Origin of the sequence: Bacillus cereus group sp. BfR-BA-01331 (assembly GCF_022663915.1) — a bacterium.
In the GTDB taxonomy this organism is placed as follows: domain Bacteria; phylum Bacillota; class Bacilli; order Bacillales; family Bacillaceae_G; genus Bacillus_A; species Bacillus_A mycoides.
Genome location: NZ_JAKUGJ010000139.1, coordinates 1 through 713, shown reverse-complemented (window position 1 = coordinate 713; position 713 = coordinate 1). Strand labels below are relative to the sequence as shown.

Genomic DNA, 713 nt, shown 5'->3' with positions numbered 1-713 from the left:
ACATGTTTGAGTTATTTTATTAAAAGTGCGGGTGAAGGGAGTCGAACCCCCACGCCAAAGGCGCTAGATCCTAAGTCTAGTGCGTCTGCCAATTCCGCCACACCCGCATATTTTTAAAGAAAATGGTGAGCCATGAAGGATTCGAACCTTCGACCCTCTGATTAAAAGTCAGATGCTCTACCAACTGAGCTAATGGCTCTTAATGGCTGGGCTAGCTGGATTCGAACCAGCGCATGACGGAGTCAAAGTCCGTTGCCTTACCGCTTGGCTATAGCCCAATAATTAAGAAATGGTGGAGGGGGGCAGATTCGAACTGCCGAACCCGAAGGAGCGGATTTACAGTCCGCCGCGTTTAGCCACTTCGCTACCCCTCCGACATATATGGTGGAGGATGACGGGATCGAACCGCCGACCCCCTGCTTGTAAGGCAGGTGCTCTCCCAGCTGAGCTAATCCTCCATTTTGCCTGGCAACGTCCTACTCTCGCAGGGACAAGGTCCCAACTACCATTGGCGCTAGAGAGCTTAACTTCCGTGTTCGGTATGGGAACGGGTGTGACCTCTCTGCCATCATTACCAGACTATATTCGATTGAGACAAACATTATTATACTTGATTCACTTAGAAAGTCAATAAGTTTTTTATATTCTCTCAAAACTAGATAACGTTGCTTCATATTATATGGTTAAGTCCTCGATCTATTAGTATTCGTCAG

At 47.5% G+C, this 713-nt stretch carries 5 tRNA genes and 1 rRNA gene; all 6 read right to left on the bottom strand.

Features of this window, described 5'->3' with window-relative positions:
• Positions 1-26 precede the first annotated feature (26 nt).
• The 6 genes from MR155_RS31305 to rrf all read right to left on the bottom strand — a co-directional run bounded on the left by MR155_RS31305 (position 27) and on the right by rrf (position 579).
• Positions 27-107, bottom strand: a tRNA-Leu gene (locus tag MR155_RS31305).
• A gap of 16 nt (positions 108-123) precedes the next feature.
• A tRNA-Lys gene (locus MR155_RS31300) sits at positions 124-199 on the bottom strand.
• Between the two features lie 4 nt (positions 200-203).
• Positions 204-278, bottom strand: a tRNA-Gln gene (locus tag MR155_RS31295).
• 12 nt (positions 279-290) lie between these two features.
• Positions 291-374: transfer RNA gene (locus MR155_RS31290), tRNA-Tyr, on the bottom strand.
• Positions 375-382: 8 nt separating this feature from the next.
• Positions 383-458 (bottom strand) — tRNA-Val (locus MR155_RS31285).
• Between the two features lie 5 nt (positions 459-463).
• Positions 464-579, bottom strand: a 5S ribosomal RNA gene (rrf, locus tag MR155_RS31280).
• Between the last annotated feature and the right edge of the window lie 134 nt (positions 580-713).